The following is a 23,660-nucleotide window of genomic DNA, read 5'->3' as shown; positions in this document are numbered from 1 at the left end:
GTGAAGGGCGTCTTTGCTATTGAACCCGCAGAGATCTGTGGCCCCGAGGGCCGCGCCCACCCACCGGAATGATGCATGAACGCGACCGACAAAACCATTGCGAAGGCCAACCTGTTTTCCCGCCTATTCGACGGCGTCGACGACCTCAATCGACTTGCGATCGAAACCGTCGACGGACAGCGCATCAGCTATGGTGATCTCGTGGCGCATGCAGGCCGGATGGCGAATGTGCTGGTCGAGCGCGGCGTCAAGCCCGGCGATCGCGTCGCCGCGCAAACCGACAAATCGGTGCCGGGCCTCGTGCTGTACCTCGCCACGGTGCGGGCGGGCGCGGTGTATCTGCCGCTCAACACCGCCTATACGCTCAACGAGCTCGAATATTTCATCACCGACGCCGAGCCCTCGCTGGTGGTGTGCGATCCCTCGAAGGCGCAAGGCATCGGTGCGATCGCGGCAAAAGTGGGCGCCACGGTCGAGACGCTCGGCGCCGATGGCAAGGGATCGCTGACCGATGCCGCCGCCAGAGCGAAGCCTGACTTCGTCACCGTCGCGCGCGCGGATGACGACCTCGCTGCCATTCTCTACACGTCGGGCACCACAGGACGTTCCAAGGGCGCGATGCTGACGCATGATAATCTTGCATCGAATTCGCTGAGCCTCGTTGACTACTGGCGCTTCACCGACAAGGACGTGCTGATCCACGCGCTGCCGATCTACCATACCCACGGCCTGTTCGTGGCGAGCAATGTCACGCTGTTCGCCCGCGCCTCGATGATCTTCCTGCCGAAATTCGATCCCGAGCTGATCATCAAGCTGATGGCGCGCGCCACCGTGCTGATGGGCGTGCCGACCTTCTACACAAGGCTGCTGCAAAGCCCGTCGCTGACCCACGAATCCACCAAGCACATGCGACTGTTCATTTCCGGCTCGGCGCCCTTGCTGGCCGATACCCACCGCGAATGGGCCGCCCGCACCGGTCACGCCGTGCTCGAACGCTACGGCATGACCGAGACCAACATGAACACGTCCAATCCCTATGACGGCGATCGCGTCGCGGGCGCCGTCGGCCTGCCGCTGCCCGGCGTTTCCGTGCGCGTCACCGACCCCGAAACCGGCGCGGAGCTAAAGCGCGACACCATCGGGATGATCGAGGTCAAGGGCTCCAACGTCTTCAAGGGCTACTGGCGGATGCCGGAAAAGACCAAGGCCGAATTTCGCGATGACGGCTTTTTCATCACCGGCGATCTCGGCAAGATCGACACCAAGGGCTATGTGCACATTCTCGGCCGCGGCAAGGATCTCGTCATCTCCGGCGGATTCAACGTGTATCCGAAGGAAATCGAGAGCGAGATCGACGCCATGCCGGGCGTGATCGAATCGGCCGTGATCGGCGTGCCGCATGCCGATTTCGGCGAGGGTGTCACCGCCGTCGTGGTCTGCGACAAGGGGGCTGCGGTAAGCGAGGCTTCGGTGCTGAATGCGCTCGACGGGCGGCTCGCGAAATTCAAGATGCCGAAGCGGGTGTTCGTCGTCGATGAATTGCCACGCAACGCGATGGGCAAGGTGCAGAAAAACATTCTGCGCGACACCTATGCGGGCATCTACGCCAAGGCGAAGTGAGTTCGCGCATCTTTATTCGATGATTTCATCGGCGCGCAGCAGGAACGACTCGGAAATCGTAAGCCCGATCGCCCGGGCGGTTTTAAGATTGACGACCATCTCGAATTTCGTCGGCTGCACCACCGGAAGATCGGCTGGCTTGGAGCCTTTCAATATCCTGCCGGCATAGAGACCGGCCTGACGATAGCCTTCCGCAAAATGCGGTCCGTAGCTCAGAAGGCCTCCGACTTCGGCAAATTCCCGGCGAAACGACATCGCCGGCAGCTTGTGACGCAGCGCCAGCGATGCCAGTTGCTCGCGATAGGAGCCGAAGAACGGGTCGTTACAGGCAAGCACCGCACCCGCCTTTTGCTCAACAAAAGCGCCGAAGGCCGCTGCCATTTCCTGTTCGGTGCTGGCGTTCAGCACGATCGGCGTGATCCCGAGCCGGCTCTTCGCGTCTTCGACCTCTTGGGTCTGCGCCTTCGCCTCCGGATATTTCGAATTGATCAGGACGCCAATGGTGGAAGTCTGAGGTATCATCTCATGCAGCAGTTCAAGGCGCTTGGCCTCCAACGTTGAGCCGATCAGGCTGATCCCCGTGACATTGCCTTCGGGTCGATTGAGGCTGGCAACGAGGCCGGCCCGGATCGGATCCGCGGCGCTGACAAAAACAATGGGAATGGTCGAGGTTGCGCCTTTCGCCGCGCGGCCAGGATCGCTGCCCCCGGCCGCCACAATCAAAGCAACGCGGCGCTCGACCAACTCCGCCGCGAGCCCCGGCAACCGGTCATATTTTCCTTCCGCCCACCGGGATTCGATCCTCAAGTTCTGGCCTTCGATAAAGCCGGATTCCTTTAGTCCATCGCGGGTCGCGGCCACCAGACTGACCTGATCGGCCGGGATACCACTGCCGAGATAGCCGATCACGGGCGCGGTCGATTGCTGGGCCCGCACGGCATCGGCAAACGACATGCTCGCCGCCGCACCTCCGGCAAGCCTGATGAATTCACGCCGCTGCATTCCGCCCCATCGACCCCAGTGTCCCACGCCCGCCGATATTCGACCAAGTCGCGGCGGACTTCAACGAAGAGAAATATTCTTTGTTTGTTATATCCGGGCGAGCCCTGAGCCCGAGCCGATGATGACAAGCTGACCACAAACCGGCTGCGGATGATGCGACGATAGAAGGTCGGGCAAGTCCGGGGCGTTCAACGCTGCGATCGTCGTTTCCGCCCGTTCGGGCTCTTGTTTTCGAAGCCGAGTGAACCGGTCGTGAATCGGGCTTCATCGGGGTTGGCCATCAGCGCCCGATAGCCCTGTCAATCCCCATCAATGCAAGGCTCATCTGACACTCATTCGAAGCAATGAACATTCGTTCGCAAACGATGATTTCGCCGTTGCACTCGCTGTTTCGAGTTCGTAAATAGAATTCGTCTACCGCGATCCCCGAAGGGCCCCTGCGGAGGCCCGCAAACCGTCAAAAGCTGCCGATGACCGCCAGGATCGAAAGACCGCTTTCACCGCATATTCAGACCTACCGCTGGACCCTGACGATGGCGCTATCCATCGTGCACCGCGCCACCGGCATCGCACTGTATTTCGGCACCTTGTTGCTGGCCTGGTGGCTGATATCAGCGGCGTCAGGGCCAACGGCCTATGCCAATGTGCAGGCCTTTACCTCGAGCTTCCTCGGCCGCCTGATCGTGTTCGGTTATACTTGGGCGCTGCTGCATCATCTGTTCAGCGGTCTGCGACATCTGGTCTGGGACCTTGGCTACGGCTTCAAGGCCAGCGAGCGCGAGGCCCTGACCTGGGGCGCGCTGATCGCCGGCATTGCCGCAACGGTGCTGCTATGGGTCGTCGCCTATGCGATCGGAGGCGGCCGATGAGCGAACCTCGTACCCAGACCGTGAAATCGATGCGTACGCCGCTGGCGCGCGTCCGCAATCTCGGCGCCTCGCATTCGGGCACCTCGGACTTCTGGCGCCAGCGCCTCACCGCGGTCGCGATGTTGCTGCTGATCCTGCCCGTCATCATCATCGTGATGATGCTGCTGGGCCGCAACCAAGCCGGGGCCGCGCAGATTCTCGGTTCGCCGCTGGTCGCGATCGTCCTGTTGCTTTTCATCATCGCCAGCGCCTGGCACATGAAGATCGGCATGCAGGTGGTGATCGAGGACTATGTGCATGGCGAGAAGGTGAAGCTCGCCGCCATCATGGCCAATAATTTCTTCTCAATTGCGGTGGCGCTGGCCTCGATCTACGCCATTCTCAAACTGTCATCTGGAGTTTAGCGCATGGCCGCTGATGGCAATGGCAAGGCTGCAAACGGCAGTGGCGGTCCCGCCGCCAACGGCCACGCCTATCCGATCGAAGACCACACCTATGACGTCGTCGTGGTCGGCGCCGGCGGCGCGGGCTTGCGCGCCGTTGTCGGCTGCAGCGAGGCCGGTCTGCGCACCGCCTGCATCACCAAGGTGTTTCCAACCCGCTCGCATACCGTCGCGGCGCAGGGCGGCATCTCCGCCTCGCTTGGCAACATGCATCCAGACGACTGGCGCTGGCACATGTACGACACCGTCAAGGGGTCGGACTGGCTCGGCGACCAGGACGCGATCGAATACATGGTGCGCAACGCGCCCGAGGCCGTCTACGAACTCGAACACTGGGGCGTGCCGTTCTCGCGCACCGAAGACGGCAAGATCTATCAGCGGCCGTTCGGCGGCATGACGCTGGACTACGGCAAGGGTCAGGCGCAGCGCACCTGCGCCGCCGCCGACCGTACCGGCCATGCGATGCTGCACACCATGTACGGCCAGGCGCTGCGCCACGCCGCGGAATTCTACATCGAGTTCTTCGCGATCGACCTGATCATGGACGATCAGGGCGTCTGCCGCGGCGTGATCGCGCTGAAACTCGACGACGGCACGCTGCATCGCTTCCGTGCCCAGACCACGATTCTGGCGACCGGCGGCTACGGCCGGGCCTATGCCTCCTGCACCTCGGCGCATACCTGCACCGGCGACGGCGGCGCGATGGCGCTGCGCGCCGGTCTGCCGTTGCAGGACATGGAGTTCGTCCAGTTCCACCCCACCGGCATTTACGGTTCGGGCTGTCTCGTCACCGAAGGTGCGCGCGGCGAAGGCGGCTATCTCGTCAATTCGGAAGGCGAGCGCTTCATGGAGCGCTACGCGCCCTCCGCCAAGGACCTCGCCTCGCGCGACGTGGTCTCGCGCGCGATGACCATCGAAATCCGCGAAGGCCGCGGCGTCGGCAAGAAGAAGGATCACATCTTCCTGCACCTCGACCATCTCGACCCCAAGGTGCTGCACGAACGCCTGCCCGGCATTTCCGAGTCCGCCAAGATCTTCGCCAATGTCGACGTGACCCGCGAGCCGATCCCGATCCTGCCGACCGTGCATTACAACATGGGCGGCATCCCCACCAATTTTCATGCCGAGGTGCTGACCAAGCGCAACGGCGATGACAACGCGACGGTGCCCGGGCTGATGGCGCTTGGCGAAGCCGCCTGCGTGTCTGTGCACGGCGCCAACCGCCTTGGCTCCAACTCGCTGATCGATCTCGTGGTGTTCGGCCGCGCCGCGGCATTGCGCTGCGCCGAGAAGCTGACCCCGAACGGCAAGCAGCCGGAATTGCCGGCCGGTTCGGCCGACAAGGCGCTCGGGCGGCTCGATCATTATCGCTACGCTTCCGGCGGCACGCCGACCGCCAAGCTGCGCGACAGCATGCAGCATGTGATGCAGAACAATTGCGCGGTGTTCCGCACTGGCGAGATTCTCAATGAAGGCCAGAACCTGATCCACAAGGTGCATGGCGGCATCGGGGATGTTTCGGTCAGCGACCGCTCGCTGATCTGGAATTCGGACCTGATCGAGACGCTCGAATTCGACAATCTGATCGTGCAGGCGGTGGTGACGATGGACTCGGCGGCCAACCGCACCGAGAGCCGCGGCGCCCATGCCCGCGAGGATTTCTCCGCGCGCGATGACAAGAACTGGATGAAGCACACGCTGGCGTGGATCGACGATGGCGGCAAGACCTCCGTCGATTATCGCCCGGTGCATGACTACACCATGACCAATGACGTGCAGTACATCCCGCCGAAGGCGCGGGTGTATTAAACGCGACCCGAACCACAGCGAAGGCTTAGCTCAATGGTTGAATTCGCACTGCCGAAGAATTCGAAGATCAGCGGCGGCAAGACCTGGCCAAAGCCGGCGACCGCCACCGAGACGCGCGAATTCAAGGTCTATCGCTGGAATCCGGATGACGGCAAAAATCCCAGCGTCGATACCTATTTCATCGATTCCAACGATTGCGGCCCGATGGTGCTCGACGGCCTGATCTGGATCAAGAACCACATCGACCCGACGCTAACCTTCCGCCGTTCCTGCCGTGAAGGCGTCTGCGGCTCCTGCGCGATGAATATCGACGGCCAGAACACGCTGGCCTGTACCAAGTCGATGCACGACGTGAAGGACGGCGCGGTCAAGATCAACCCGCTGCCGCATCAGCCTGTCGTGAAGGACCTGGTGCCGGACCTGACCAATTTCTACGCGCAATACGCCTCGATCGAGCCGTGGCTGAAGACCACTACGCCGACGCCGCAAAAGGAATGGAAGCAGAGCCACGAGGACCGCGAAAAGCTTGACGGCCTCTACGAATGCATTCTGTGCGCCTGCTGCTCGACCTCATGCCCGAGCTATTGGTGGAACAGCGACCGCTTCCTCGGACCGGCCGCCCTGCTGCAGGCGACCCGCTGGGTGAAGGATTCCCGCGACGAGGCCACCGGCGAGCGGCTCGACAATCTGGAAGATCCGTTCCGGCTCTATCGCTGCCACACCATCATGAACTGCGCCAAGGCCTGCCCGAAGAGCCTCAATCCGTCCGAGGCAATCGCCGAGCTCAAGATGAAGATGGTCGAGCGGCAGGTCTAAAGCCGCGATCACTGGTTGAACCCCTGTCATTCGCGAATAGCCTTTCGCAAAGCGTCTGGCTAAACTGACCGCATGACAACCACGCATCCCATTATCCTGCACCATTTCAAGGAGTCGCCGTTCTCCGAGAAGGTGCGAGTCATTTTCGGCCTGAAGAACATCGAATGGACATCGGTCCTTATCTCTCGAATCATGCCGCGTCCCGACCTGATGCCGCTCACAGGCGGCTATCGGCGCACCCCAGTGATGCAGATCGGTGCCGACATCTATTGCGATACCCAGTGTATCATCCGCGAACTGGAACGGCGCTTCCCCGAGCCGACGCTGTTTCCGGATGACGAAAAGGGTATTGCCTCAGCAACGGCAATGTGGACCGACCGCTCATTCTTCCAGAACACGGTAAATCTCGTATTCGGCCTGCTGGCAGACAAAGTCCCGCAGGATTTCATCGCCGATCGCGAAAAGCTGCGCGGCGCCAAATTTGACGTCGCGGCCATGACCGCCGCTATCCCGCAAATGCGCGATCAGTTTCGTGCCCATGTGCAATGGATAGAGGACCAGCTCAGAGACGGCCGGGAATGGCTGGGTGGCAACAAGGCCGGCCTTTACGACGTCAACGCCTATATGAACATCTGGTACGTGCGCGCGCATCTACCGAATCTCGACGAGATGCTTGCCGAGTTCGGCCGCACCCGTGCCTGGGAAACCAGAATGCGCGCGGTCGGCCACGGCCGCTCCAGCGAGATATCGACGTCCGCCGCACTCGACATCGGCGCCCGCGCCACGCCACTCACCGCCGAACTGTCGGACCCCCACGATCCCAATGGCCGCAAACCCGGCGATCGGGTCGAGGTGGTGCCCGACGATTATGGCAAGGTCAAAGTCAGCGGCGAGATCGTTGCGCTCTCATCGCAGCATATTGCTATTCGCAGGCACGATCCGCGCGCCGGCGAAGTGGTCGTCCACTTTCCGCGCGCAGGTTTCCACGTCCTGTCTGCCTAGGCATTTCTGCAGAGTCAGGACCCGTCTGGGCTGTCCTGCATCGACCGGAGCTCGTCGACCAGCACCCGCGTGTTCTCGCTGTAGTCGATCGGCACCGCGATCAGGTGCACGCCACCGGCGGAAAACGCCTGCTCCAGCGCCGGGATCAACTCCGAGGCCGCTGCGATCCGCCGCCCCTGAGCGCCATAGGCTGCCGCGTAAGCGACGAAATCAGGATTGCCGAAGGTCAGGCCCCAATCGGCAAAATGATCGACGGCCTGCTTCCAACGGATCATGCCGTAGGCATGGTCCTCGATGATCAGCACCACGAGATTGAGTTTCATCCGTATCGCGGTCTCGAGCTCCTGGCTGTTCATCATAAAGCCGCCGTCGCCCGCCACCACCAGCACGCGGCGCTTGTGATACAGCAGCGCTGCCATCATCCCGGAAGGTAGGCCGGCGCCCATCGTGGCCAGCGCGTTGTCCAGGAGGAGCGTGTTGGCGACATCCGTGCGGTAGTTGCGCGCGAACCAGATCTTGTACATGCCGTTATCGAGCGCGACTATACCGTCGGGCGGCATGACTTGGCGGACGTCATGCACGATGCGTTGCGGCGTCAACGGGAAGCGATCCTCCTCCGCGCGATCGGTGATGTGGTCGAGGATGTTCTTGCGCAAGGCGACCCAGTCCGGGTTCATTTTCAGCTTGCCCTCCAACCGGCCCGCCAGCAGTTCGAGGCCTTTCGCGATGTCTCCGATGATCTCGGTCTGGGGAAAATACACCTCTTCGACGGTTGCCGGCGCGAACCCGACGTGAATGACCTGATGCCGGTCCCGTGACATCAGAAACGGCGGCTTCTCGACCGTGTCGTGTCCAATCGTCACGATGAGATCGGCGCGATCGATCGCCCGGTGAACGTAATCGCGTTCGCTCAAAGCCGCGGTGCCGAGGTAAAACTCCGATGCGCCGCCAACAGAGCCCTTGCCCATCTGGGTGTTGAAGAAGGGAATGCGGACGCGACGAACGAACTCCGAGAGCGCTGGCGCCAGTTGCGGACGGCTGGCGCCGGCTCCGAACATCAACAGCGGAAACCGCGCGGCCAGAATCAATTCGGCTGCGCGCTCGATCGCTTCCGGCGGCGGAACCGGAAGGGCTGCGGCATGGGCCGGCACCAGCGCGACATCGCCGGCTTCTTCGGCGGCGACATCTTCCGGCAATTCGAGATGCACCGGGCCGGGGCGCTCTTCGACGGCGATCCGGAACGCATTGCGGACCAGGGTCGGAATACTCGATGCGCTCACAATCTGCTGCGACTGCTTGGTCAGGGGCCGCATCGCCGCGACCACATCGACAATCTGAAAATGGGCCTGTCGGCTCTGTCGGATCGCCTTCTGACCTGTGATCAGCACCATCGGCATGGCGCCGAGAAATCCGTAAGCGGCCGCGGTGACAAAATTAAGCGCCCCGGGACCGAGCGTGCTCAGCGCGACCCCGGGCTTGCCCGTGAGCCGCCCATAGGTAGCCGCCAGAAAAGCCGCCGGCTGCTCATGACGGGTGACCACCAGCTCGATGGACGAGCGGCGGAGACTTTCGACGACGGCGAGGTTCTCCTCGCCGGGGACGCCGAAGATTCGATCGACGCCCTCGTTCTCCAGCGCCGCAACGAGAAGATCTGAACCCTTCATTTCGCATCCCTTCCGTGAAATCGCGTATCGGCCGGTCAGTATCGAGGTGTCTGGCGCGGAGACTTTACCCCTGACATGTTGCGGCGTCATTTCGGGCTTTTTGCAGGTTAGCCGTCTCCAGCGCTGCGGCCACAGGGACCATCGTAGGCGTGCGGCGTTGGACTGACCAGCAAAGTCGGCTATGCATGCCGCCGCTTCACACGTCTGCGCGAGGACCTTTTGACGACTTCGAGACTGCCAATGGGCGTCGCCGCCAACGATCCGGTTCCGCCGGCCTTCGGCGCCTTCGCGCCGACGGGTGCGCAAGCGGCCATCATTTCGCTCGCGCAACGCACCCGGCTGAAACGGGGCGCATTCCGCCCGATGCTGTCACGGCTGATCAACCTGTTGCGCAAGGGTCCGGTCGATGTCGCCTATCAGGGCGCCTCGTTTCGATTCTATCATCAGGCCAGCGCCACCGAGCGCGGTGCGTTGTTCAATCCCGATTACAATCTTGAGGAACTGGATTTCCTGCGGACGCACACGCCCGCCGGCGGCGTGTTCGTCGATGTCGGCGCCAATGTCGGTACCTATGCCATGGTGCTGGCGCGTCACGTCGGCCCTGGCGGCAAAGTAATCGCGATCGAACCGCATCCGGTCACCCATGCGCGGCTGGCGTTCAACCGCACGGCATCGAGTTTTGCTCAGGTGACACTGGTGGCGGCAGCGGCCGGGCCTTCCGATGGCGAGTTGATGATCGAGACCGATGGCGACAATCTCGGCGCCAGCCACATCGTGACGGGCGAACGCTCTGGCAATGCCATCAAGGTCCCGTCGCTGCGGCTGCAGCGCATTCTCGGTGAAGCCGGCGTGGATCACGTCGATGCGCTCAAGATCGATGTCGAGGGCTATGAGGACCGTGTGCTGACCGGTTTCTTCAAGGAGGCACCGCCATCGTTGTGGCCGCGCGCGGTGGTGATCGAACATCTGTCGCGCAACGAGTGGCAGGACGATTGCATCGCCGACATGCGCGCACGCGGCTATGCCGAGACCGGCAAGACCCGCAGCAATACATTGTTGGTGCTGAGTTCCCTTTAGTTCCCCAGCGCTCCCGGGCGGAACATCACCCTAGCGGCGCCGTTATCCCTCCAACAGCAATGGAGCGAGACATGGCCAACGACAACACCGCACGCGATACGGATCGTGTCTGGGACCTTATGAAGAAGATCGGCTTTGCGATGCTGGTCACGCGCGATGGTGACAAGCTTCGCGCCCGGCCGATGAGCGCGTATCTCGAACGCGACGAAAACGCGATCTATTTCCTCACCGACGCGCGTCGTCACAAGGACGAGGAAATCACCCGTAACCCCGGCATCAATCTGTCTTTCGCCAATGCGAGCGACCAGAAATACGTTTCGATCACGGGCACCGCGATCGTCTCCAACGATCGGGCGAAGATCAAGGAATTGTTTTCGACGCCGGCGAAAGCGTGGTGGAGCAGTGCCGAAGATCCCGACATTCGGGTGCTGAAAATCACGCCCGATGAAGCCGAATTCTGGGACTCACCGGGCTCGGTGATTAGCTACGTCAAGATGGCGGCCGCTGCCATGACAGGCTCGCGCCCCGACATCGGCGACAATCGCAAGGTGGCGATGTAGATGCCGATCGACCCACAAGAGGACCCGCCGATCAATCCCGGAAACCCGGTCGAACCACCACAGGAAAGCCCGCCGGGAAATCCCCCGCCCGAGGTCCCGCCGCCGATGCACGAGCCCGGCGAACCTCCGAGGCCGGAGGAATTGCCGGGCCGCACGCCGGACGAATTGCCGGTGCGCGGACCGCAGGGGCCGACCGCGCCCTCGCCTGCAACCGACATGTGAGTATGTTAGATGCTGGCATGCCAGCGCGTGATCTGATTCGCGCGACGCGGATATGCCGCAGGGACAATGCGCACACATCGTTTTAAACGACCCTCTGAATGCGTCATGAACAAAGCCGCAATGGGGCTTCGCGCTGACAGAAATAAATACAAACCCGCCTTCAAAGCCCGCCACAATCCGGCCTAACGCTTGTTCGTTGATCGTCAGAGCTTGACGACAAGCTTTTGTTGCCGAGGACTCGTATCAAGAACTTGTTGCAAGACCTTCTGAGAATTTTCCGGGGATCCAGACCATCATGACAAAACTTCGTTTGTTGCTGCTCGCCACCACAGCTCTGACAGCGCTGCAATTTGCAAGCGCGCCATCGCATGCGCAAACCGCGCCACTGGTTATGGCTCAAGCCAAGGAAGAACTTGGTCCCGACGGAAAACCCAAGCAGCCGCCAAAGGGAGCGCCGCCGCCCGCTCGTCCGGCACCTCCGGCTGCAGCACCGCCGCATCCTGCACCGCCAGCTCCGCCGGCCGCCGCCCCGCCACCGCATCCCGCACCTCCCGCTGCGGCACCGCCGCCGCACCCGGTAGCTCCGCCGCCCGCGGCCGCACCTCCGCCGCGGCCCACACCGCCACCGGCACCTCCGCCGCATCCTGCACCGCCGGCTCCTCCGGCCGCAGCGCCAGCCCCGGCTGCGCCCAAGCCTCCCACTCCGCCAGTTGCTGCGCCCGCTGCACCGGCTGTACAGCCGCAGCAGAAAAGCGCGCCAACGGCACCGGCCGGACAACCGCAAGAACGAGAGCGAGGTCGGGAAAGACCGGGCACGACACCACAGCCCCCGGCGGGCGGAGCCGCAACAACGCCGGCGACGCCAGCTACACCGGCAACGCCAACAACGCCGACCGTGCAACCGCAGGAGCGAGAGCGAGGACGGGAAAGACCGGGCGCGACACCGCAGCCCCCGGCTGGCGGAGCCGCCACAACACCGGCGACACCCCCAACGCCCCCCGCGGGCACGCCTCCTGCCGTCGGCACACCTCCGGCAGGTCAGAGACCGCAGACCCCGTCAGCGGTTACGCCGCAGACTCAGGTTTCGCCTGGAGCACCGGGAGCACCTCCTCAGCGTGGCCCGCAACCGAACGCCGGCGCTCCGGCAGCAGCTCCGGGGACACCTGGCGCGGCGCCTGCCGTAGCCGGCCAACCGCCCGGCGGCGCGGCCTTCGTGCGGCATGCGGCGCCAGCCGTAACGGCGCCGATTCCAGCCGCCCCCGCACCGGCCGCTGCATTGACTCCGATTGCGCCGGGAGCAGCTCCGCAAGGGCCGCGCCGCATGGAAGACTTCCGTGGTGCGCGGCAGGAGAGCGACCAGGGCGGCCGCAAGGTCTTTACGGAACCCGGCCGGGTCATCGTGGTCGATCCGGGTGGCCAGTCGTTCATTCGTCATAACGAAGAAGACCGATTCCGTTTCGGCGCCCGCGATATCCAGACCCAGCAGGTCGGTGGCGATACCCGCACCATCGTGATTCGTCCCGATGGCTCGCAGATCATCACCGTCACCGGCCGCGACGGGCTGTTGCTTCGCCGGATCCGCCGGGATCGGGAAGGCCGCGAGATCATCATCATCGACAACAGCTATCGCGATCCCAGCGCGGTGGGCGGTTTCTATGTCGATCTGCCGCCGCCGGTGCTTCGGATTCCCTACGACCGCTACATCGTTCAGGCCGACGACGCGTCACCGGACCTGATCTACGAGACCATGGAAGCACCGCCGGTAGATCGGATCGCGCGACGTTATTCGCTCGATGAAATCCGCTTCAGCCCGTCAGTGCGCATGTTGATGCCGAGCATCGATCTCAACACCATCAACTTCGCCACGGGATCGTGGGATATTCCGCCCGATCAGGCAGCAAGGCTGCAGGTGATCGCGGACGGACTCAATCGGGCGATCGCGCGCAACCCGCGCGAGGTGTTCCTGATCGAGGGTCACACCGATGCGGTCGGCAACAGCGTCGATAACCTCTCGCTATCGGATCGCCGCGCCGAATCCGCCGCCGAACTACTGACACAGCAGTTCAACGTGCCGGCGGAAAACCTGACCTCGCAGGGTTACGGCTCGCAATATCTGAAAGAACAGACCGACGGGCCGAGCATCATCAACCGTCGCGTCACCGTCCGCCGGATCACGCCGCTGCTCAACGGCGGTACGGCCTCGTTGCCGCCGCCGCCCCCGGGCATCGCACCGCCGCGGTAAGAGTGAGGTCTTTGCAGAAATGAAAATGGCCGGGAGAAATCCCGGCCATTTTTTGATGCGTATTATCTCAACGTGTCGTCCACGCGTACGCGGGGACGACGAAGGCGTTGAATCGCTTCAATCCTTATCGGTCTCGAGCTTGAAGATGTGCGAGCTGTCGCCAATCGATAGCAAACCCGTCTCGGCATAGAGATTGAGCTTGGCGCGGGTGTCGATGATATCGAGATTGCGCATGGTCAACTGGCCGATGCGGTCAGCCGGCGTGAATGCGGCATCCTCTACCTTCTCCATGCTCAACCGCTCCGGCTGATAGGTCAGGTTCGGGCTCTGCGTGTTCAGGATGGAATAGTCGTTGCCACGCCGAAGTTCGAGCGTGACTTCGCCGGTGACGGCGCGGGCCACCCAGCGTTGCGCGGTTTCGCGCAGCATCAGGGCCTGCGAATCGAACCACCGCCCCTGATAGAGCAAGCGGCCAAGGCGCATGCCGCTGATTCGATACTGCTCGATGGTGTCTTCGTTATGGATGCCGGTGATCAGGCGCTCATACGCAATGTGCAGCAACGCCATGCCGGGCGCTTCATAGATGCCACGGCTCTTGGCCTCGATGATCCGGTTCTCGATCTGGTCGCTCATGCCAAGGCCATGCCGGCCACCGATGGTGTTGGCCTCGAGAAACAGCGCGACCGGATCGGCGAAGGTCTGGCCGTTCAGCGCGACGGGCTGCCCCTCCTCAAAACGCACGGTGACCGTTTCGGCTTTGACGGCACAATCGTCGCGCCAGAACGGCACGCCCATGATCGGATTGACGATCTTGATGCCGCTATCCAGGCCCTCGAGATCCTTGGCTTCGTGGGTCGCGCCGAGGATATTGCTGTCGGTCGAATACGCCTTCTCGGCGCTCATCTTGTAGTCGAAGCCATTGGCGGTCAGGAACGCCGACATTTCCGAACGGCCGCCCAACTCGTCGATGAATTGCTGGTCGAGCCAGGGCTTGTAGATCTTGAGGCTCGGATTGGTCAGCAGGCCGTAACGGTAGAACCGCTCGATATCGTTGCCTTTGAACGTCGAACCATCGCCCCAGATGTTGACGCCGTCTTCCTTCATCGCCGCGACCAGCATCGTGCCGGTCACCGCGCGACCGAGCGGCGTCGTGTTGAAATAGGTTATGCCGCCGGTGGAGATGTGGAACGCACCGGACTGGATCGCAGCGATACCTTCGTGAACCAGTTGGGTGCGGCAATCGACGAGACGGGCTTTTTCGGCACCGAAGCCCATCGCCTTGCGCGGAATCTCGTCATAGTCGGCCTCGTCGGGCTGGCCGAGATTGGCGGTATAGCCGAAGACGCGCGCGCCTTTCTGTTTCATCCACAGCAGCGCCGCGCTGGTGTCGAGACCGCCCGAGAAGGCAATGCCGACTTTTTCGCCCTTGGGCAGGCCTTTCAGGATCGTACTCATCGAACTTCCAATCGGTCGTAATGGCCAAATGTTTCTGACTGCGCGGATATCAAATTTCGGGCCTGTCGGCACGCGTTTAATCGCGGGCCGATTGTCCCGTCCTGCGGAAACGAGCGCTAAACCGGGTCAAGGCGGCATCGACGCGCTCATCCGTGAGCCGGGTCGATGGCCAGCGGTAAATATAACCGTGCGCCAGCCAGATCACCAGAAACGTGACCAGACCCGCAATCGCTACATCGGTAAAGAAATGCCCGCCAAACGACATCCGGAGCGCGCTGGTAGTGACGCCGAATACGGTCGCAGCGGCGTAAGCCAGCGGCCGCCAAGGGAGCGGTGTCAGAGCCGCGGGCGCGTAGGTCCAGAACGCGGTGGCGCCCTCGCCCGAGAAGAACGAACAGTTTCGCCCGCACGTCCCGCGCGGATCCCACCACGCCACGAAGGGCTCGGTTCCGTTGAATTGCGTCACCGTTACCGGGCGCGGACGTCCCCAGTAGCTCTTGAAAGTGAGATTGGTGAGAACGCCCGCCGACAGCAGCAGCGTGATCAACAGAAAGACCATTGCGCGACCTGACATCAGCAATGGCCGGTCCGGCCGCGCCAGCTTCACGATCAAGGCGACGAGAGCCGGCAGCGCCAGGCCCCACGCGATCCACATCGCACCATCGCGCGCAATCGCAGCCAGCTTGTTGAACTTGAGCGGAAAGGTTTTGGCCGCCGGATCGTAAAACAGTCCGGCCAATTTCAGATCGAGTTCGGGGTAGATCCCGAACAGCAATCCGACGATCAGCGTCAAAGCCAGCGCGATAAACAATCCAGTACGGTTCATGGCGCGGGGTTTAGCCGAGGGAGATGATGATGAAAAGGCCGCGGTGAAGAGCTGGTACTTCAGGATGACGGGGGCGAATCCGGCGGCGGGGGTGAATGCGCCGGCAGTGGCGGCGGCAGCCGCAGCGGACGCCGCGGTTCGCGCCATGCGCCGGCGTTACGGCCCGCGATCATCCAGTAGATCGCGCCCGCGACGATCCCCGCGCCGGTCATGATTTCGAGGTGACGCCGCACGATGCCATCGAAACGCAGCGTCTCGGTATCGAACGGAATCAAGCCGAGATAGCAGGCCAGACCAACAATGCCGCCACCGACCGCATAGGTCAGCGCGCCCCGGATATAAAACGCCTCGGTGATCAAGACCACGATCATCGCCGGCAGCAGCGCAAAGCCGCTGACAAAGATGAAGCCAAAGCCGATCACGACATTTATTGCGTCCTGATCAACGGGCCGAATTCCGAGATCGCTGAATTCCGGAAACAGCACCGCGGCGACGACGATCATTCCCGCCACCAGACAGGCCGCGAAAAATCCGAACAGAATGACAAACAAGCGGCCGATCAGCGCCATTAGGTCAAACCAAAATCGCTGTCATTCCGGGGCGATGCAAAGCATCGAACCCGGAATCTCGAGATTCCGGGTCTGGTGCTGGCGCACCATCCCGGAATGACGGAATTTGAATGGTGTTGCCTGCTCTTTCTGAAGGATGGGCCGAGCATGAATCGCGTCACGCCGATCAATCCGTCATCGCCATGGCACGCAGCGCCTGCCGCTCGCGCACCGACAGTTTCTCGGTCTCCGATTTCAACTGGCCGCAAGCGGCCAGGATATCGCGACCGCGCGGTGTGCGCACCGGCGAGGAGTAGCCGGCGTTGAAAACATATTCGGAGAACTTTTCGATCTGATCCCAGTCCGAACATTCGTAGCGGGTACCCGGCCACGGATTGAACGGAATGAGATTGATCTTGGCCGGAATGCCCTTCAGGAGCTTCACCAGCAGTTTGGCATCGTCGAGTGAATCATTGACGCCCTTGAGCATCACATATTCGAAGGTGATGCGCCGCGCATTGGAGGAGCCCGGATAGTCGCGGCAGGCCTGCAGCAATTCGGCGATCGGGTATTTCCGATTCAGCGGCACCAGTTCGTTGCGCAATTCGTCGCGCACAGCATGCAGCGAGATCGCGAGCATGACACCGATTTCGTCGCCGGTCCGGATGATGTTCGGCACCACGCCCGAGGTCGACAGCGTGATGCGGCGCCGGGAAATGCCGATGCCTTCATTGTCGGCGACGATCAACAGCGCATCGCGCACCGCGTCGAAATTATACAGCGGCTCGCCCATGCCCATCATCACCACATTGGTGACGAGGCGGCTGCCGGTCGGGGTTTCGCGGTCGGCCCAGTCGTTGAGACGATCGCGCGCCACCATGATCTGGCCGACGATTTCACCCGCGGTGAGATTGCGCACCAGCCGCTGTGTGCCGGTGTGGCAGAATGAGCAAGTCAGCGTGCAGCCGACCTGCGAGGAGACGCACAACGTGCCGCGATCGGTTTCCGGAATGTAGACGCACTCGACCTCATGCGCCTTCTCGAGCGTGTCGCCGCTCGGCAACCGCAACAACCATTTGCGGGTGCCGTCGTTGGATATCTGCTCCGCGACCACTTCGGGGCGCGCGACCGTGAAATGCTGCTCAAGTTCGCTGCGCATTCCCTTGGAAATGCTGGTCATCTGCGCAAACTCTTGCGCGCCGCGGACATAGATCCAGTGCCACAATTGCTGCACGCGCATCTTGCGCTGCGCTGGCGCCACGCCAATCGCCCCGAGTTGCTCGGCGATCTCGGCGCGTGACAATCCGACCAGCGACGGCTTGGCCGGTGGCACATAGGTTTCCAGCGCGACCTTTTCCAAAGGCGCGTTCTGGGACGCATCGGCGGCGCGGCCGGCTTCGATGGACGTGCTGATCATTGTTTCGCTCATGGCCCTCAAATAGGCCTTCCAGGGTCCGCTGGAAAGCCACCAAATGCAGCCATTTAGAGGTGAAAAGGCCCGTTAACGCCTGCAATCCTGCGCCAGCCGGTCGAGCGCCTGGGCAAGGCCCTTCAGCGAGAAGGTATCGGTGGTCTCGGTACCTTTTGCCGACACGCCCTTGACGGTGACATCGGCCGATTTGCGCATCGCATCAACCATCCGCTCTTCCTCGGCGGCGTTCTTGATCCAGAGGCCATCGCCCTGGGTGTACATCGCATAGGAACCGCCACCGACCTCGAGCGTCGATTCCGAGCCCGGCTTCAGCGTGTAACCGATCATGATCGAGACTTCGTTGCTGACCTTTTCGGCCGGGCGCGTCGAGACAAACGCATAGGCCGGGTCGCGCGGACGATTCGGCGGATTGGTTTTCGATGATGAGGGTTTGGCCAGCGCGAAACAAACCTTCTTGCCGTTCGGTGTCGCAGTGTAGGCGCCCCAGGTACCGAACTGACCGACCAGTGTCGGCTCCGCACCGCCCGCGGCCGCAACAGCCGGGGCTGGCGCAGGCGCCGCCGGCTTGGCGGTGCCTTTCGACGATGTGCTCTGGGCCTGCGCAAGGCTCATAGCCCCGCACACCAGCACGATCGCCACCAGCGCTGTCAGCATTTGCCGCACGGACATCACCAAGTCTGGTTCCCCCATCATTGTGACTGGAAGATGGCCCGGTCTCGCATCGTCACAGCAGCGATGGATAGCCGGGAAATGCTTTTTTGGGAAGGCAGTTAGCCGCATGTGAACAGGGACAGGTTGTCGCCACGTGTCCGCACCGCGATCTCGCCGGAAGCCGATACCCGAATCAGATTGTAGCCCGGCTTCAAATCCGGCATGAAGCTGACAAATATCGTGCCGCCCAAAACGCAGGTGTCTTCATGAAAGCCATTCTCTGCTCGCAATATTGCGGACCCGACGATCTCGTATTGGCCGATGTGCCAGATCCGGTGGCGGGACCCAATGAGGCGGTCATCGCGATCAAAGCCGCGGCGCTGAATTTCTTCGACCTGCTGATGATCCAGGGCAAATACCAGATCAAGCCGCCGTTTCCGTTTTCACCGGCGGCGGAAGTCGCCGGGATCATCGAGAGCGTTGGTGCAGGGGTTACCGATCTCAGGGTTGGCGACCGCGTGGTGGCGTCGTGCGGCCATAATGGTGCGCGCGAGAAGATCGCGCTGCCGGCGAGTTCGATCGTGAAAATTCCCGACAATCTCGATTTCGATCGCGCCGCCGGAATCATCATCATCTACGGCACCGCGCTGCATGCGCTGGAAGATCGCGCCAGCCCCAAACCCGGCGAGACGCTGGCGGTTCTCGGCGCCGCCGGCGGCACCGGTCTCGCGGCCTGTGAGCTGGGTAAATTGATGGGCCTGAAGGTGATCGCCTGCGCTTCATCCGAGGAGAAACTCGAATTCGCCAAGGCGCATGGCGCGGAGCTGGGCCTGAACTACACCACTGAAGATCTCAAGGAAGGCCTGCGCCGGCTCACCGGCGGCAAGGGCGCCGATATTATTTTCGATCCGGTCGGCGGCAGCTATGCCGAAGCGGCGCTGCGCTCGATCGCATGGGAAGGCCGTTTCCTGGTGATCGGATTCGCCGCCGGCGACATTCCGAAAATGCCGCTCAATCTGGCGCTTTTGAAAGGCTGCGATATTCGCGGCGTATTCTGGGGCGCGTGGGCGCGTATCAATCCGGAGAAGAACCGCGCCAATCTGGAAAAGCTGGTGAAGTGGACCGCGGAGGGCAAGATCTCATCGCATGTCGATCGCACCTTCCCGCTGGCGCAAACCGCCGACGCGCTGAAAGTGCTCGCGGGCCGCAAGGCGATGGGCAAGGTGATCCTGCATCCCTGATGCAAAACGCGGCGGCTATTGTTCCGGCTCGATCCCACGCTTGAGCGCGGCACGCGCGGCATCGCGATGTTCCGGCTTGATGTGAACCGCGACCATCCGGATCGCAGTGGCAAGCACCGCGGCGTCGTCGGTGAAACCGAGCACCGGCAGCATGTCCGGGATGAAATCGAACGGCAGAATGAAATAGGCGATGGCGCCGAGCAGCGCTGCCTGGACGTGGCGCGGGGTCTCTTTGTCGAACGCGCAGTAATAGGCGCTCAGCAAATCCTCGGCGAACGGCAGCCTGACCGCGACGCGCTTCAGCTTCTTCCAGAAGCGCCGGCGCACGCTTTCGCGGTCTTTCGCCAGCTCCTCGGCCGGCTCAAAGCCCACGGTATGTTCCGACATCATCGCCAGACTCTCCTTAAGACTGCCTCCCCTTGAGGCTGCGGCCGGTCGCCGCGGCGAATACCCCCTCAAGCTGGTGATGTCGCATCGACGCCGCAAGATTTGCAAAATTTGCTGGCGCGCGACCCGATCAGGCCACCCCGAACTGGCCCGCGATGGCGTTCATAGCCTTGGCCAGCGCAATATCCAGCGCGGTGACGCCTCCGGCATCATGGGTCACCAGAACCACTTCTACCGTCTTGTAAACGTTGCGCCATTCCGGATGATGGTCGCTCTTCTCGGCGACCAAAGCGGCGCGGGTCATGAACCCGAACGCCTCGTTGAAATCCTTGAAAACGAAGGTCCGCTCGATCGCTTCGCGGCCGGTTGTCTCGGTCCAACCGGGCAACTCTTTCAGGGCCGATTTTCGCGCTTCCGCCGACAGCCGCTCCGCCATGATGGCCTCCATTTGGTCCGAACTTTATCCTAACACTGAACCTAACCCTTTGGATCCATTTCAAAATAGGACCTCGCGGGGGCGCCAACGGTAACCATGACGCGGTTGTAACCCCACGGCGGCGGGAAATTTGCTACAATATGAGCCTAATCGCCTCGGCAACACGACATTGGACCTCAAACGATTGTTTTCCAGATCGATGACCGACGGCCCTAACCTCGCCGAACAACTTTCGACGCCCTCGCCACGCTCGGCGAAGCGCCGGATGATGTTCATCACGCTGGCCGGAGTCCTGGCCATCGTCGGCTCGCTGGCGGGTGGCTATTATTTTGCGTCGCGGCCGGTGACGTTGCGGATCGCGGTTGGTCCAGCCAATAGCGATGACGTCAAGGTTGTTCAGGCGCTGACGCAGGCCTTCAACCAGACACACAGTCACATCCGCTTGCGCCCGCTGCAGACCGATGGCCCGACCGCTAGCGGTGATCTGCTCGCCGACAGCAAGACCGATCTTGCGATCATCCGTGGCGATCTCGATGTGCCGAAAACTGCGCAGGCGGTGGCGACGCTGCGCAAGAACGTCGCGGTGCTGTGGGTGCCCGCACCGGTGAAAGTCAAAGGCAAGAAGGCCGCGCCGAAGATCACCAAGATTGCGCAACTCGCCGGGCGTCGCATCGGCGTCGTCGGCCGCACTCCAGCCAATGTCAATCTGCTCAAGGTGATCCTGCAGCAATATGGCGTCGACCCGAGCAAGGTCGAGATCGTTCAGTTTCCCGCCCCCGAAGCCGCCGACGCAGTCCGCAGCCAGAAGGCGGATGCCTATATCGCCGCCGGCCCGCTCAACAGCAAGATTACCGCGGAGGCGATCGCGGCCTCGACGCATGATGGGGTCACGCCGACCTTCCTCGCGATCGATTCAGCCGAGGCTATTGCGCAAAATCACCCGGCATACGAGGCGGCGGAAATTCCTGCCGGCGCGTTCGGTGGCTCGCCCGACCGGCCCGACGACGAGATCAAGACGATCAGCTTCTCGCACCACATTGTGGCGCGCAAGGACCTCTCGGAAACCACGGTCGCGGCCTTCACCCGGCAATTGTTTGCGATCCGCCAATCGGTGATGTCCGAATTCCCGCTGGCGGCGAAGATTGAAACGCCGGATACCGACAAGGATGCCGCGATCCCGGTGCATCCGGGCGCCGCGGCCTTTGTCGACGGCGAGGAAAAGAGCTTCCTCGATCGCTACAGCGATTACATCTGGTGGGGGCTGATGTTGCTGTCCGCGACGGGCTCTGCCGGCGCGTGGTTCGCAGGTTATCTGAAAAAGGACGAGCGCAACAACAACTCGTCGCTGCGCGAACGCCTGCTGGACATGCTCGCGGCCGCGCGCCGCAGCGATTCCATCGAAGAACTCGACACCATGCAGGCCGAAGCTGACACCATATTGCGCGATACGCTGATCAGCTTCGAGCATGGCGCGGTCGAAGAAGGCGCGTTGACCGCCTTCAATATTGCACTCGAGCAATTCCACAACGCCGTCGCCGACCGCAAGGCGTTGTTGATCAGCATGCCGCAAAATCTGCAGAGGGCTGGCGCCCAGTTTCGCGCGACCGGAACGCTGTAGGCAGTTCCTGGCCCCGGCTCCGCGCCCGCTGCAATCGAACTGTCACACTATTCTCCTAGGTCTGTCTGCGAGCCTTCTCTGCAAGCCATGGCGCCCAAGACTCGACACATCAGCCTCGGCGCATTCCGACGATCGATCAGGGAGACCCGCATGCCGGTCAAGATTCCTCGCTGGACTTCTCAGAGACTTTCCCGCCGGCGTTTTCTTTCGACCGCCGCCACGGCAGGCGCCGGCGCACTGGGCACCATCGCGATGCCCTATCTCAGCCGCGCGGCTGACCGGCCGCAGATCACCCACGGCGTGCAATCCGGCGATGTCGGCACCGACGGCGGCGTTGTGTGGGCGCGTGCGGACCGCCCCTCGCAAATGATGGTCGAGGTCGCGACAACCGAATCCTTTGCCAATGCGCGGGCTCTGCCGCCGATCGCGGCGTTGCCCGAGAGCGACTTCACCGCGAAAATGCTGCTGGAAAATCTGCCGGCCGGGCAGGATATTTTCTACCGCGTCAAATTTCGCGACCTATCGCACACCGACGTCTCCGGTGAGCCGGCGATCGGCCGCTTCCGTACCGCGCCGGCTGACCGGCGCAATGTCAGCTTCGTCTGGGGCGGTGACGTCGCCGGTCAGGGCTGGGGCATCAATCCCGACGACGGCGGCATGGTCACCTTCGCGACCATGCGCAAGCACCGGCCGGACTTCCTGCTTCATTCCGGCGACACCATCTATGCCGACGGTATCATCTCCGCCGAGGTGAAACTGCCTGACGGCAAAATATGGAAGAATGTCACAATCCCGGAGAAGGCAAAGGTCGCCGAGACACTCGACGAATACCGAGCGGCGCATAAGTACAATTTGCTCGACGACAATGTCCGCGCCTTCAATGCCGAGGTGCCTATCTTCGTGCAGTGGGACGACCACGAGGTCACCAACAACTGGTCGGCATCCAAGCAACTCCCCGCGGCCTACAAGGAACGCGACATCGCGCTGCTCGCGGCGCGCGCCGGCCGCGCGTTTCACGAGATGTATCCGATGCGCGAAAGCATCGTCGAACCGGGCCGGGTCTATCGCACCCTGAACTACGGGCCGCATCTCGACGTGTTCATGCTGGATGAGCGCAGCTATCGCGGCCCCAACGGTCCGAACCTGCAAACCACCTATGGTCCGGACAGCTACTTCATCGGTCCCGATCAACTGGCCTGGCTCAAGCGCGCGCTGTTGAATTCGCGCGCCACCTGGAAGGTGATCGCGTCCGATATGCCGCTGAGCCTGATCGTCTATGACGACGCCGACCATAAAAAAGGTTCGGAAGCCTTCGCGCAAGGCGACGGCCCGGCACGTGGCCGCGAACTTGAGATCGCCGAGGTGCTGCGCTTCATCAAGACGTCGGGCGTAACCAATACCGTTTGGCTGACGGCGGATGTGCACTACACCGCCGCGCACTACTACAATCCGGACAAGGCGCAGTTTCAGGAATTCGAGCCGTTCTGGGAATTCGTTTCCGGCCCCTTGCACGCCGGAACATTCGGGCCGAGCGAACTCGACAACACCTTTGGGCCGGAGGTGAAGTACTTCAAGGCTCCCGCTCCGGACAAACAGAATGCCCCGCCCTCCGCCGGTCTGCAGTTCTTCGGTCACGTCCAGATCGAAGGCACGACCGGCCAGATGACGGTGACGCTACGCGATCGCGCCGATGTGGCGCTGTGGTCGACCACGCTGGATCCGAAGTTGGGATAACCGAGC

At 62.3% G+C, this 23,660-nt stretch carries 23 protein-coding genes; 13 read left to right on the top strand and 10 right to left on the bottom strand.

Features of this window, described 5'->3' with window-relative positions:
• Nucleotides 1–75 precede the first annotated feature (75 nt).
• Complete coding sequence (locus HB676_RS01885) at nucleotides 76–1,620, top strand: malonyl-CoA synthase (RefSeq protein ID WP_213735940.1); 1,545 nt, start codon at nucleotides 76–78, stop codon at nucleotides 1,618–1,620.
• Between the two features lie 12 nt (nucleotides 1,621–1,632).
• Here the strand turns inward: HB676_RS01885 and HB676_RS01880 are convergent, their stop codons facing one another.
• Nucleotides 1,633–2,622, bottom strand: coding sequence for an ABC transporter substrate-binding protein (locus HB676_RS01880; protein WP_213735939.1), 990 nt, complete (start codon nucleotides 2,620–2,622; stop codon nucleotides 1,633–1,635).
• Between the two features lie 470 nt (nucleotides 2,623–3,092).
• On the opposite strand from HB676_RS01880, the gene sdhC reads away from it, so the two are divergent.
• From sdhC to HB676_RS01855, 5 genes are all read left to right on the top strand, one after another.
• On the top strand, nucleotides 3,093–3,491 hold the full coding sequence (gene sdhC, locus HB676_RS01875) for a succinate dehydrogenase, cytochrome b556 subunit (protein WP_213735938.1): 399 nt from the start codon (nucleotides 3,093–3,095) through the stop codon (nucleotides 3,489–3,491).
• Between the two features lie 29 nt (nucleotides 3,492–3,520).
• Nucleotides 3,521–3,895, top strand: a complete 375-nt coding sequence (sdhD, locus tag HB676_RS01870) for a succinate dehydrogenase, hydrophobic membrane anchor protein (RefSeq protein ID WP_213736115.1) — start codon at nucleotides 3,521–3,523, stop codon at nucleotides 3,893–3,895.
• Nucleotides 3,896–3,898: 3 nt separating this feature from the next.
• Nucleotides 3,899–5,743, top strand: a complete 1,845-nt coding sequence (sdhA, locus tag HB676_RS01865; RefSeq protein ID WP_213735937.1) for a succinate dehydrogenase flavoprotein subunit — start codon at nucleotides 3,899–3,901, stop codon at nucleotides 5,741–5,743.
• Nucleotides 5,744–5,776: 33 nt separating this feature from the next.
• On the top strand, nucleotides 5,777–6,559 hold the full coding sequence (locus tag HB676_RS01860; protein WP_213735936.1) for a succinate dehydrogenase iron-sulfur subunit: 783 nt from the start codon (nucleotides 5,777–5,779) through the stop codon (nucleotides 6,557–6,559).
• Nucleotides 6,560–6,631: 72 nt separating this feature from the next.
• The gene (locus tag HB676_RS01855) at nucleotides 6,632–7,561 is read left to right on the top strand and encodes a glutathione S-transferase family protein (protein WP_213735935.1); all 930 of its coding nucleotides are present in this window, start codon (nucleotides 6,632–6,634) and stop codon (nucleotides 7,559–7,561) included.
• Nucleotides 7,562–7,575: 14 nt separating this feature from the next.
• Here the strand turns inward: HB676_RS01855 and HB676_RS01850 are convergent, their stop codons facing one another.
• Nucleotides 7,576–9,225: an acetolactate synthase large subunit gene (locus HB676_RS01850; protein ID WP_213735934.1), complete on the bottom strand. Its 1,650-nt coding sequence runs from the start codon at nucleotides 9,223–9,225 to the stop codon at nucleotides 7,576–7,578.
• A gap of 240 nt (nucleotides 9,226–9,465) precedes the next feature.
• On the opposite strand from HB676_RS01850, the gene HB676_RS01845 reads away from it, so the two are divergent.
• The 3 genes from HB676_RS01845 to HB676_RS01835 all read left to right on the top strand — a co-directional run bounded on the left by HB676_RS01845 (nucleotide 9,466) and on the right by HB676_RS01835 (nucleotide 11,084).
• Nucleotides 9,466–10,302 carry an FkbM family methyltransferase gene (locus HB676_RS01845; RefSeq protein ID WP_213735933.1) on the top strand — a complete coding sequence of 279 codons (837 nt, stop codon included), beginning with the start codon at nucleotides 9,466–9,468 and terminating at the stop codon, nucleotides 10,300–10,302.
• Between the two features lie 71 nt (nucleotides 10,303–10,373).
• The gene (locus tag HB676_RS01840; RefSeq protein ID WP_213735932.1) at nucleotides 10,374–10,862 is read left to right on the top strand and encodes a pyridoxamine 5'-phosphate oxidase family protein; all 489 of its coding nucleotides are present in this window, start codon (nucleotides 10,374–10,376) and stop codon (nucleotides 10,860–10,862) included.
• A complete protein-coding gene (locus tag HB676_RS01835; RefSeq protein WP_213735931.1) occupies nucleotides 10,863–11,084 on the top strand; it encodes a hypothetical protein in 222 nt (73 codons plus the stop codon).
• 389 nt (nucleotides 11,085–11,473) lie between these two features.
• Here HB676_RS01835 and HB676_RS34195 read toward each other — a convergent pair whose 3' ends face one another.
• A complete protein-coding gene (locus HB676_RS34195; protein ID WP_346347234.1) occupies nucleotides 11,474–11,905 on the bottom strand; it encodes a hypothetical protein in 432 nt (143 codons plus the stop codon).
• Between the two features lie 500 nt (nucleotides 11,906–12,405).
• On the opposite strand from HB676_RS34195, the gene HB676_RS34190 reads away from it, so the two are divergent.
• A complete protein-coding gene (locus tag HB676_RS34190; RefSeq protein WP_346347233.1) occupies nucleotides 12,406–13,326 on the top strand; it encodes an OmpA family protein in 921 nt (306 codons plus the stop codon).
• 117 nt (nucleotides 13,327–13,443) lie between these two features.
• On the opposite strand, the gene argG is transcribed toward HB676_RS34190, so the two are convergent.
• From argG to HB676_RS01805, 5 genes are all read right to left on the bottom strand, one after another.
• Nucleotides 13,444–14,781, bottom strand: coding sequence for an argininosuccinate synthase (argG, locus tag HB676_RS01825; RefSeq protein ID WP_213735929.1), 1,338 nt, complete (start codon nucleotides 14,779–14,781; stop codon nucleotides 13,444–13,446).
• A 76-nt stretch (nucleotides 14,782–14,857) separates the two neighbouring features.
• A complete protein-coding gene (locus HB676_RS01820; protein WP_213735928.1) occupies nucleotides 14,858–15,607 on the bottom strand; it encodes a phosphatase PAP2 family protein in 750 nt (249 codons plus the stop codon).
• Between the two features lie 59 nt (nucleotides 15,608–15,666).
• Nucleotides 15,667–16,176 carry a hypothetical protein gene (locus tag HB676_RS01815; RefSeq protein WP_213735927.1) on the bottom strand — a complete coding sequence of 170 codons (510 nt, stop codon included), beginning with the start codon at nucleotides 16,174–16,176 and terminating at the stop codon, nucleotides 15,667–15,669.
• A 166-nt stretch (nucleotides 16,177–16,342) separates the two neighbouring features.
• Complete coding sequence (rlmN, locus tag HB676_RS01810; RefSeq protein ID WP_213735926.1) at nucleotides 16,343–17,572, bottom strand: 23S rRNA (adenine(2503)-C(2))-methyltransferase RlmN; 1,230 nt, start codon at nucleotides 17,570–17,572, stop codon at nucleotides 16,343–16,345.
• An 84-nt stretch (nucleotides 17,573–17,656) separates the two neighbouring features.
• Complete coding sequence (locus HB676_RS01805; protein WP_213735925.1) at nucleotides 17,657–18,256, bottom strand: invasion associated locus B family protein; 600 nt, start codon at nucleotides 18,254–18,256, stop codon at nucleotides 17,657–17,659.
• 248 nt (nucleotides 18,257–18,504) lie between these two features.
• Here HB676_RS01805 and HB676_RS01800 point away from each other — a divergent pair, with 248 nt between their 5' ends.
• Nucleotides 18,505–19,479: an NADPH:quinone oxidoreductase family protein gene (locus HB676_RS01800; RefSeq protein ID WP_213735924.1), complete on the top strand. Its 975-nt coding sequence runs from the start codon at nucleotides 18,505–18,507 to the stop codon at nucleotides 19,477–19,479.
• Between the two features lie 15 nt (nucleotides 19,480–19,494).
• Here the strand turns inward: HB676_RS01800 and HB676_RS01795 are convergent, their stop codons facing one another.
• A complete protein-coding gene (locus tag HB676_RS01795) occupies nucleotides 19,495–19,869 on the bottom strand; it encodes a YkvA family protein (protein ID WP_213735923.1) in 375 nt (124 codons plus the stop codon).
• A gap of 127 nt (nucleotides 19,870–19,996) precedes the next feature.
• On the bottom strand, nucleotides 19,997–20,302 hold the full coding sequence (locus tag HB676_RS01790; RefSeq protein ID WP_213735922.1) for a 4a-hydroxytetrahydrobiopterin dehydratase: 306 nt from the start codon (nucleotides 20,300–20,302) through the stop codon (nucleotides 19,997–19,999).
• Nucleotides 20,303–20,570: 268 nt separating this feature from the next.
• Between HB676_RS01790 and HB676_RS01785 the strand changes: the two genes are divergently transcribed.
• Nucleotides 20,571–21,920: a TAXI family TRAP transporter solute-binding subunit gene (locus HB676_RS01785; protein ID WP_249780026.1), complete on the top strand. Its 1,350-nt coding sequence runs from the start codon at nucleotides 20,571–20,573 to the stop codon at nucleotides 21,918–21,920.
• Between the two features lie 150 nt (nucleotides 21,921–22,070).
• Nucleotides 22,071–23,654 (top strand): alkaline phosphatase D family protein, encoded by a 1,584-nt coding sequence (locus HB676_RS01780; RefSeq protein ID WP_213735920.1) that lies wholly within the window; start codon nucleotides 22,071–22,073, stop codon nucleotides 23,652–23,654.
• Nucleotides 23,655–23,660 lie beyond the last annotated feature (6 nt).

This window comes from Bradyrhizobium sp. dw_411, assembly GCF_018449695.1.
In the GTDB taxonomy this organism is placed as follows: domain Bacteria; phylum Pseudomonadota; class Alphaproteobacteria; order Rhizobiales; family Xanthobacteraceae; genus Bradyrhizobium.
This window is presented reverse-complemented; position numbering and strand designations above follow the sequence as displayed.